Raw genomic sequence first — 9549 nt, forward strand, 5'->3', positions numbered from 1 at the left:
GCCGGGGCACTCGTTGGTTACCAGGGCGGGGGCGCTGGTTGGTTCGGGTTGGTTCAGAGCAGGCCGGATTGCCAGGCCCAGACTGCTAGTTCGGTGCGGTTTCGGGCGCCGAGTTTGGTTTGGATGCCGGCGATGTGGCCCTTGACGGTGCTCAGTGAGATGAACAGGTCGGCGGCGATCTCGTGGTTGGTACGGCCGCGGCCGACCGCCTGAACCACCTCCACCTCCCGATCGGACAACGGCTTCCGGGCGCGCCGGGCCGTGGTCGCATCCGGCGTCAGCCGGCGCAGCAGCCGGACCAGCGTCTTTCAGGATGAACGCGACCGCCCCATGGCACCACCGGCTGCGATCACGATGGCTTGAAGCCGAGGCAGGGTGGCGATGGCAGACCCGACCAGGACAGCCAGCGCAAGCGCCATCGCCGGCCCCGGTTCAGTCGGTAGCTCTTCTCGCCAGTTGCATGTGGCCAGAGTACGGAACCGGCCGCGCGCACAGTACCGGCCGAAAGTACGGCGTCGAGGGTACTTTCGGCTAGCAGCGCTGGTCGTGGCGGCGGATGGCGCGACCCATTCCCAGACGCCACAGCACGGCCGCCCGGGAGTTGGTTCGGGAGGTGGCTTCCTGCTGCATGGCAGCGAGGAAGTGGGTGGCGAAACCTGTCCGCGGAGCTCGTGCGTGGACCTCGGTGAGAGTGGATGTGGCGAGCTCGGAGCGTCGGGTGCCGGCTACATCCAGGTGCGTGCCGGCGTGCAGGAGGTGGGCTTCGGCGCCCCAGGAGACGGGTACGGTGACGTTGAAATGCGCCGCGATCGCGTCGGCCACGGTGTCGGCGAAGGGTCCGGACGCGCCTGCATCACGAACTATCTGACGTGCGACGGCCGCCCCGTGGACCGCGAAACAGGATGCGTCGGGGCCTGGGTGGTTGACCAAGGCAACGTCGTGGAGGAGTGCGGCGACGTACAGGCGTTCGTTGTCGTACGCGAGGTGGTCGAGGTCGCCGAGCATGCCGGCCCAGATCCACGAGCGCAGGGAATGCTGCAGCAACGGCTCCGGCAGAAGCGCCTGCGCGTACGCGCTCACGTGCCGCGCGATCGGAGTATCCGGAAGGAGCCGGTCCGGGGCGAGTGTCAGGTCCGGTGAGCGTCCGCGCCACGCTCGGCCGCCCGCGCCCGAGCGGAGGCTCTTGAGTTCGTGGACGATCGCCTGGACGATGAAGCGCACCTGGTCCACCGGGCCCAGCGCACCCCCGGTCCGCGCAACCCACGCCGACGACCCGATCTCAACCACGTCACCCTCCGAAACAACTCTTGCAACAATTACAAGAACCACCAAATCCTACCGCCCCCACTTTCACCCCCTGCCCCATTTGAGGCGTTAACGTCCCGCAGTACCCGTTCACCGGGCGCATGCGGGGGGTGAAGGGTGCATTTGAGAGGTGAACGTCTGAAATGGCGGGCAGGCAGCAGGCAGCAGGCAGCAGGCAGGCGGCAGGCGGGCAGGCGGGCGGGCCGCGGGCGGGCGGGCCGCGGGCGGGAGGGAGGGGGTGTGGGGTTGGGTTGGGGTGCGGGGTGGGGTGAGGCGCCGCGGCCGGGGCTGCTGAGAGGGAGTCCCGGCCGCGGCGGATTATGGGGTCAGCCGACGGGGGTCAGGTGGCCGGTGCCGGTGAGGGTGGTGAGGTCTATGTCGGCTATGCAGCGGACGGGCTGGAAGTTGAGGGTCAGGGTGCCCTCGACGTGGACGTTGCCGGTCGCGGTGGTGAAGTCGGCGGTGCCGAGGTCGGTGGCGTCGTCGATGCGGACGCCGAGGTCGGTACCACCGCGGGTACCGGTGAACTTGAGGAACACGTACTTGAGCTCGGTCAGCCGATGGTGGAACTCCTCCACCGACGGCGCGGGTCCGCCGACGGCGATGTCCTGTCCTTCGGCGCTGAGACGTTCGACGAGACGGTCCATGAAAGTGCCCTCCTAGGCTGTTTGGGTGCCGTCCATCTGGACGCGAAGGCTGCGCGGGCGCATGTCCGTCCAGACCTCGTTCACGTAGGCCAGGCAGTCGTCCTTCGACCCGCTCACCCCGGTTTCCTTCCAGCCGGCGGGTACGGTCAGGTAGTCCGGCCAGAGCGAGTACTGCTCTTCGTCGTTGACGAGAACCTTCTTCACCTCGGTGTCATCCATTGCGTCTGCTCCATTTGTCGGGTTGCACAAAAATCAGGAAAACAGCCACGGCGCTTCAATCCGGCGGCGTTCCTCGTACGCGAGCACGTCGCCGCGATGTGACAACGACCAGTCGACGTTGTCGAGTCCGGCCAGCAACGACCGCTTCTTGAACGCATCGATGCCGAAGGCAAACGTATTGCCGGCACCGTCCGAAACCGTTTGTGCCGGCAGATCCACGAACCACCGCGCGCCGGGAACATCGAGCGACTTGACCAGTACGTCGATCTCCGCCACGTCCAGCGTGATCGGCAGGATCCCGCTGTTGAAGCAGTTGTTGTGAAAGATGTCGGCGAACCCGGGCGCGACGATGCACCGGAACCCGTACTCGTTCAACGCCCAAGGCGCGTGTTCCCGCGACGACCCGCAACCGAAGTTGTCGCCACCGACCAGAATGCTGGCGCCTTCATAACGCGTCTGGTTCAGTACGAACGCGGGGTCGGGAGTCACCCCGTCCGCGAGGTACCGCCAGTTGCCGAACAGCCCGACCGCGAAACCGGTCCGCCGGATCGACTTCAGGTACCGCGCCGGGATGATGTCGTCGGTGTTGACGTTCGCCCGCGGCAACGGCGCGACCAGGCCTTCGTGGGTGCTGAACTCCTTCATCACCGGATCTCCTTCCACCACAGCTGGCGGGCGTCGGCGAAGTGCCCGGCGACCGCGGTCGCCGCCGCGGTCGCCGGGCTGACCAGATGGGTCCGGCCGCCGCGGCCCTGGCGGCCTTCGAAGTTCCGGTTGCTGGTCGACGCGCAGCGTTCGCCGGCGGACAGCCGGTCGCCGTTCATCGCGATACACATGCTGCAGCCGGCCGCCCGCCACTCGAAGCCGGCGTCGCGGAAGATGTCGGCCAGCCCTTCGGCCTCGGCCTGCCGGCGGACGTTCATCGACCCCGGTACGACGATCGCGCGCAGCCCGTCCGCGACCCGCTGTCCCTTGACCTGCCCGGCGGCGGTCCGCAGGTCCTCGAGCCGCGAGTTCGTGCACGACCCGATGAACACCGTGTCCACACCGATGTCCTGAATCCGCTGCCCGGCCTGGAGCCCCATGTACTCGAGCGCCTGCCGCACCCCGGCGCGTACCTCCGGATCGCTCTCCGTCTCCGGGTCGGGTACGGTCCCGGTCACGCCCGTGACCATGCCCGGGTTGGTGCCCCAGGTGACCTGCGGCGCCAGGTCCGCCAGGTCCAGTTGGTGTACGACGTCGTACGCCGCCCCGGGGTCGGCGGCCAGCTCCCGCCACTGCGCCGCGGCCTGCTCGAACAGTTCGCCCGCGGGCGCGAACCTGCGGCCGCGGACGTACTCGATGGTGCGCTCGTCCGGTGCGACCATGCCGGCCCGGGCGCCGGCCTCGATCGCCATGTTGCACAGCGTCATCCGGCCCTCGATCGACAGCCCCCGTACGGCCGACCCGGTGAACTCGATGACGTGGTTCGTCCCCGCGTCCGTGCCGAGCCGGCCGATCAATGCCAGCGCGATGTCCTTGGCGGACACCCCGTCGGCAAGCCGTCCCTCGATCGAGATGTTCATCGTCCGCGGCTTGTGCTGCAGCAGGCACTGGGTGGCGAGCACGTGCTCGACCTCGCTGGTCCCGATGCCGATCGCGAAGATCCCCAGCGCGCCGTGCGTGGACGTGTGCGAGTCGCCACAGACCAGCGTTGTCCCCGGCAACGAAAGCCCGAGCTCGGGACCGATCACATGGACGATGCCCTGGTCGTCGTGGTCCATGTCCAGCAAGGTGACGCCGAAGTCGCGCGCGTTCTCCGCCATCGTCTCGATGCAGAGCACGCTCGGCTGGTCGACGACGTCCATCAACCGGCGCCCGGGCAGCGTCGGTACGTTGTGGTCGACGACGGCGACCACGGTTTCCGGCCGGTGCACCGGCAGTTCGCGGACCCGGAGCCCGGCGAAGGCCTGTGGCGAGGTGGCCTCGTGGGTGAGGTGCCGGTCGATGTACAGCATCGGGATCTCGCCGGGTACGTCCCGGACCAGATGGGTGTCCCAGATCTTGTCGAACATCGTCCGCGGCCGGTCACTGGACTTCATGAATCGTCCCTCCTTCGTGATAGCAGCCTTCGCGGTAGCAGGCTTCCAGGTCGGCCGGGGTCAGCTCCCGGCCGAGTTCGTTGGCGCGGGCAAGGACCCGCTCGATCAGCGCCGGCGTCAGCTCGCGCGGATCGCGGCCGCTGTTCAGGTACGCGAGCTTGACCGTGCTGTGTCCGCTCCACGGACTGACACCGACCGACTGGACGCCGCCGATCGTGGCGGGATCGACGGCCGAGTACACCGTGCGGGCCATCTCCCGAAGCTTCGTCTCGAGGACGAAGTCCTGGTCCGCGCGGGCGTTGTCGGCCAGGCCGTGCGCCTTGAGGATCGCGTCGGCGTGGATTCCGGACGAGGTGTGGCTGTACCGGCGGCCGAGTACGCCGTGCTCGGGTGTGGGTACGCCGACCATGTCCTGGTAGAAGGAGATCAGTTCGAGCAGCCGGTCCAGCTTCCACGGCACCGGCAGGCCGGCTTCTTGCTGGATCGCCGCCAGGTTGAGCACTACCTCTTCGAGCGCGGCGTTGCCGGAGCGCTCGCCGACGCCGCGGGACACCACGTGGACGCGGTCGATCCCGGCGGAGATCGCGGCCATCGCGTTCGCCAGTGCGTTGCCGGTGTCACGATGCCCGTGCCAGTCCAGTCGCACTTCCGGCCTGCCCATGTCCTCCAGTTCCTGCCGGACGAACGACACCAGCCGGTACGTGCCGAGCGGCCGGATGACGCCGATCGTGTCCGCGAGCGCGATGCAGTACGCCCCGGCGGCCACCTGCGCGTTCAGGATCGCCCGTACTTCCTCGGGGCAGGTCTGGGTGGTGTGTTCGGTGCCGGCAATTACCGGGATACCCAGATCGGTCGTACGGCGGATGTACGTACCGAGCTTGTCCAGTACGAAAGCGATGCCCCAGCCCTGCGCGAGCCGCCGCGACGGCGCGGTGCCCATGAACACCAGGGACTCCAGTGCCGGGTGGATCTGCCGGCATTGGGCGGTCCACTTCAGCGAGTCGTCCGTGCACAGTGACAGCACCGTCGGCACGATCGACGGGACCTCGTCGCGCATCCGGGCCAGCAGTTCCTTCATCGCGGAGTCGAGCGAGTCCGCGTTGCCCGGGTAGATGCCGACCGTCGCCTGCCGGATGCCGAAGTCGTCCAGCAGATGCAGGTAGCGCACCATCAGATCGGTCGACGGGTACCGGGGGACGCCCTGCAGGCCGTCGCGCAGGCACTCGGACAGCAGCACCGTCCGGGCGGCCGCCTCGGGTGGCGGTTCGGCGGGGATCGCGGCCGGCATCGGGGCGATCGGGTTCTCGTCGCTGTTCCAGTTGAAGTTCGTGGGTACGTCAGTGCAGTTCATGTCCAGCCTCACAATGCGTCCGTGGGTGGCTCCCGTCGAAGCTGATCGGCGAGATCCCGACCGAGAAGCGGATGTAGTCGTCCGAGTAGCCGAAGGTGGAGCCCGGGATACCGGCGATTCCGGTCTTCTCGAGCACCTCGAAGCAGTCGGCTCCGGGTCTGAGCCGGCTCCAGTTGTAGATGGTCGCGTCGTCGTCGAGGTAGATGTGGTCGAACAGCCGGTGCTCCGCGTCGTACTGCCGCAGCTGCTCGCGCAGGCGGGTCCGGCGCAGCCGGTACAGGGCCCGGATCTTCGGAATCAGTCCGGGATCGCGGCGGAACAGCGTGTGGTACGCCATGTAGCGCAGCTGCCAGTCGCCGGGGAGAGAGCCGACGCTGTTCGTCCAGCTCGCGCCCATGGCGGTGGCGAACGCGGTGTCGCCGAAAGCCACCCAACCGAACCGCTCGCCGGTCAGGGTGTGTGTTTTGGAGAAGCTGCCGACACAGATCAGGTACGGCGCGAGGTCGGCGTTCGCGGACAGGCGGCGCATCCGCTCGTGATCGTCGTCCGGCGGGCCGGTGCCTACGTACGCGAGGTCGGCCAGCAGGTACACCTGTGCGTCGGTGAGGACGGATTGGAGTTCGGAGAGTTCGTCCGGGGTGTACGCGAAGGTGGTTGGGTTGTTGGTGATGGTCAGGTAGACGACTGTGATGTCGGGGTTCGCGGAGACTTCTTGCTGGAGTACTTGGGCGGTGAGTTTGAAGTTGTTGTCGGCAACTGTTCGGACCGGGTGCAGGCGGTAGCCGTACGCGGTGGCTTGGAGTTCGGGCATGTTGAAGCCGGGGGTTGCGAAGAGGATCGCGCCAGGAGAACCGCGGTGGGCGAGGCCGCGGAGGACTTTGTCGATGCAGTCGGTTGCGCCTAGTCCGAGGGCGATGTTCGCTGCTGAGAGCGTGAATCCCCAGGGGCGGAGGTCATCGGCCAGGCGGCCGCGCAGGATCGGGTTGCCGATGCCGTGGATGTCGTAGACGCGGGGGTCGTAGCCGGTGGCAAGCAGTTCGCGTTCGGCCGCGGTCATTTGTTCACGGAGCCAGTGGTGGACGCCGCCGGTGGCGACGTAGCCGTTCAGGTTCTCGCCGGGGAGGGCGATGCCGAGTTCGTCGGCGAGCATCCGGTAGTCGCCGGGGCCGCCTTCGGGGCCTTCGCATTCGGTGACCAGACGGAGGTTGACGTCGCCGATGGTCCGGTCGACGATCTCCAGCCGCGCCGCCACCGGATCGAACCGCCGCGCCGCACACTCCCGCCGAAGCTCCTGAACAACCCGAGCCATCACCCGAATAGGCGGCTCCACCCCACCCCCCGCCGCCCTGCCCACCACGCCCGCGCCACCCCCTGCGCCCGAGCCAACCGCCGCACCCGCGCCGCCCGTCGCGCCCGCGCTGCCCACCCCGCCCGCGCCGCCCGCGCCGCCGGGTGTGGCGGCGCGCCGGCGATGGAGTTGCAGGAGCTCGGTGCGGGCTTTCCGGACGATCCGGCGCTGCTCTTCGAGGTTGGTGTCTGTGGTTACCATTGCCGCCACCGCTGGTTTTGCTGGTCCGCGATCGCCAGTTGCTCCCGGACTCGTGACCCGAGTTCGGCGGTTCCGATCGCGGTGCCTCCGGCATAGGCGATGTCCTCGGTCCGGAACCCGTCGGCAAGTACCGCCTCGACGGCCGCTTCGACCGCCGCCGCCTCCGGATGCAGGCCGAGCGAGTGCCGCAGCAGCATCGCCGCCGACAGGATCGCGCCGATCGGATTCGCCCGATCCTGCCGCGCGATGTCCGGCGCCGACCCGTGCACCGGCTCGTACAGCCCGAACACCCCACCAGGCGTACGCCGGGAACCCAGGCTTGCCGATGGCAACATCCCGATCGACCCCGCCAGCATTGACGCCTCATCGGTCAGGATGTCCCCGAACAGGTTCTCGGTGACGACCACGTCGAACTCGGCCGGGTTCCGGATCAGCCGCATCGCGCACGTGTCCACCAGCATGTGCTCCCAGGTCACCTCGGGGTGCTCCCGCGCGACCCGTTCGACCACCCGCCGCCACAACACGGACGAGCTGAGCACGTTCGCCTTGTCCACCGAAGTGACGTTCCGCCGCCGAGTGCCGGCAAGCTCGAACGCTGTCCGGACAACCCGTTCGATCTGGTCCTCGGTGTACAGCAGCGTGTCGATGGCTTCCATCCGATTGCCACGCCGCCGGATCTCGCTCGGTTTACCCGGCACCGTCTCCAGATGCCCGTAGTACAGCCCCGCCGACAATTCGCGTACGAACAGCAGATCCGTGCCCTTGAGGTACTCGGGTTTCAACGGCGACGCGTCGATCAGCGCACCGAACGGCCGCACCGGCCGCAAGTTCGCGAACAACTCGAACTCGGTGCGCAACCGGAACAGCGCCTGCTCCGGTCGCGGACCGTCGCCTACCTGGGTGAGTCCACCGACCGCCCCGAACAGGATCGCGTCGGCCTGCGCGCAGTCGGCCAGCGTGTCGTCCGCGATCGCCGCGCCGTACGCCTCGATCGCGTCCATCCCGACCAGATCGGTCCGGATCGTGAAGCGATGCCCGTACAATTCGGCGACCGTTTCCAGTACCTCGACGGCCTGGTCCGTGACCTCCGGCCCGGTCCCGTCGCCGGGCAGCACCATGATCAGCGCGTTCATCGAGCCGCCACCTTCGCGTGGAAGGACAGCAGCCGGTCGACCAGCGAACCGCGCCAGCAGATCAGGTCGTGGCCGCCCATGTATTCGGAGTAGTCGACCTCGTACCCCTTCTCCTGCAGTACGTCCCGCATCGCCCGGTGCGTACCCATCGGGTCGTACTCACCGATCGGCCCTTCCAGACTGCCGATCTCCATCGAGAACCGGATCGGCAGCTTCGGGCTGTTCCGGTACTGCACGGTCAGCCACTCGTCTTCGAGGTCGCTGTTCTTCCCCGGCCACCAGAACGAACCGGATTGCGAGATCACGTTGCCGAAGAGGTCCGGGGACCGGTACGCGACGTACGCGGCGGCCAATCCACCGAAGCACGATCCGCCGACGACCGTACGCGCCGGGTCCGCGGTGACGTTGTAGTTCCGGCGCAGCCACGGCATCAGCTCGTCCCGGAGGAAGTCGTGGAACCGCGGATGACATGGCAGCTCCCGCGCCCGGACCTGCTGATCCAGATTGCTGTGCATGACCAGTACGTACGGTGGGATGCGCCCGGTGTACTGCAGGTTGTCCAGCACCGTCGTGACCGCGGCGAAGTTGTAGTACGCCCAGCCGTCGAACAGCAGGAAGACGTTGTAGTCATCGCCGTTCGGCGTGTACCCGGCCGGTACGTGCACGCTGACGTGATGCTGCGTACCCAGCGCGGCACTGTCCATCGTGTGCAACTGGCTCTTGCCCATCGGTACGCCGCGCCGTGCGATGTTCCACGGCTGCGCCGGTGCATCAGGCAGTTCGAGTACGGACACCACGTACTTGTTCTGCTCGTTCCCGAAGATCGGGTAGTCGCGCCGGTTCAGCGGATCGGGCCGGTACAACGGCAGCCGCTCCAGAACCTCCGCGTACGACGTGTACGGCTTGAGCGAGTCGTTCACCGACAGCAGGTACGTCGTACGCAGATCAGATGGCAGGAGGTACGACACGTACCAGAGGTCCGTGCCCTCTACCTGCTTCATCGTGTACCGGCTGAGGTCGCCCTCGCTCGGCGCGCTGTACAGCACGACCAGGACGTTCTCGGTGTCGCCGGGGTCACGCCAGACGAAGGTGACGAGCGTCTGCCCGTCCTCGCCGAGCTGCTCCATCAGCGGTGCCCCGGCGGTGTCGAGATCACGCCAGAACTCGTCCAGTGCGGTCAGGTCGCCAGTACGGGCCGCGTCCGTGACCTTGGCGATCCGCGGACTCAGCAAAGATGTCTCCGGTACGAATTTCATCGCGGCTC

General features: G+C 67.7%; 10 protein-coding genes. All 10 read right to left on the reverse strand.

Annotated elements, in window-relative coordinates; all coding sequences use genetic code 11:
- Positions 1-53: 53 nt before the first annotated feature.
- A complete protein-coding gene (locus HDA44_RS03875) occupies positions 54-239 on the reverse strand; it encodes a response regulator transcription factor (RefSeq protein WP_238352354.1) in 186 nt (61 codons plus the stop codon).
- Positions 240-531: 292 nt separating this feature from the next.
- On the reverse strand, positions 532-1287 hold the full coding sequence (locus HDA44_RS36930) for an HD domain-containing protein (protein ID WP_184831398.1): 756 nt from the start codon (positions 1285-1287) through the stop codon (positions 532-534).
- Positions 1288-1631: 344 nt separating this feature from the next.
- On the reverse strand, positions 1632-1952 hold the full coding sequence (locus HDA44_RS03885; RefSeq protein WP_184831399.1) for an MbtH domain protein: 321 nt from the start codon (positions 1950-1952) through the stop codon (positions 1632-1634).
- A gap of 12 nt (positions 1953-1964) precedes the next feature.
- Complete coding sequence (locus tag HDA44_RS03890) at positions 1965-2171, reverse strand: MbtH family protein (protein ID WP_184831400.1); 207 nt, start codon at positions 2169-2171, stop codon at positions 1965-1967.
- Positions 2172-2204: 33 nt separating this feature from the next.
- On the reverse strand, positions 2205-2816 hold the full coding sequence (gene leuD / locus HDA44_RS03895; RefSeq protein ID WP_184831402.1) for a 3-isopropylmalate dehydratase small subunit: 612 nt from the start codon (positions 2814-2816) through the stop codon (positions 2205-2207).
- Entirely contained in the window at positions 2816-4252 is a 1437-nt protein-coding gene (leuC, locus tag HDA44_RS03900) for a 3-isopropylmalate dehydratase large subunit (protein ID WP_184831404.1), read from the reverse strand. The genes leuD and leuC overlap by 1 nt, the downstream gene beginning before the upstream one ends.
- The gene (locus HDA44_RS03905; protein WP_184831406.1) at positions 4239-5615 is read right to left on the reverse strand and encodes a hypothetical protein; all 1377 of its coding nucleotides are present in this window, start codon (positions 5613-5615) and stop codon (positions 4239-4241) included. Before HDA44_RS03905 ends, leuC begins: the two co-directional genes overlap by 14 nt.
- Entirely contained in the window at positions 5590-7152 is a 1563-nt protein-coding gene (locus tag HDA44_RS03910) for a pyridoxal phosphate-dependent aminotransferase (protein ID WP_184831408.1), read from the reverse strand. The genes HDA44_RS03905 and HDA44_RS03910 overlap by 26 nt, the downstream gene beginning before the upstream one ends.
- Complete coding sequence (gene leuB, locus HDA44_RS03915) at positions 7146-8285, reverse strand: 3-isopropylmalate dehydrogenase (protein ID WP_184831410.1); 1140 nt, start codon at positions 8283-8285, stop codon at positions 7146-7148. The genes HDA44_RS03910 and leuB overlap by 7 nt, the downstream gene beginning before the upstream one ends.
- Complete coding sequence (gene fes / locus HDA44_RS03920) at positions 8282-9541, reverse strand: enterochelin esterase (protein WP_184831412.1); 1260 nt, start codon at positions 9539-9541, stop codon at positions 8282-8284. The genes leuB and fes overlap by 4 nt, the downstream gene beginning before the upstream one ends.
- Positions 9542-9549 lie beyond the last annotated feature (8 nt).

The sequence above is a fragment of the Kribbella solani genome, assembly GCF_014205295.1.
GTDB lineage: Bacteria > Actinomycetota > Actinomycetes > Propionibacteriales > Kribbellaceae > Kribbella > Kribbella solani.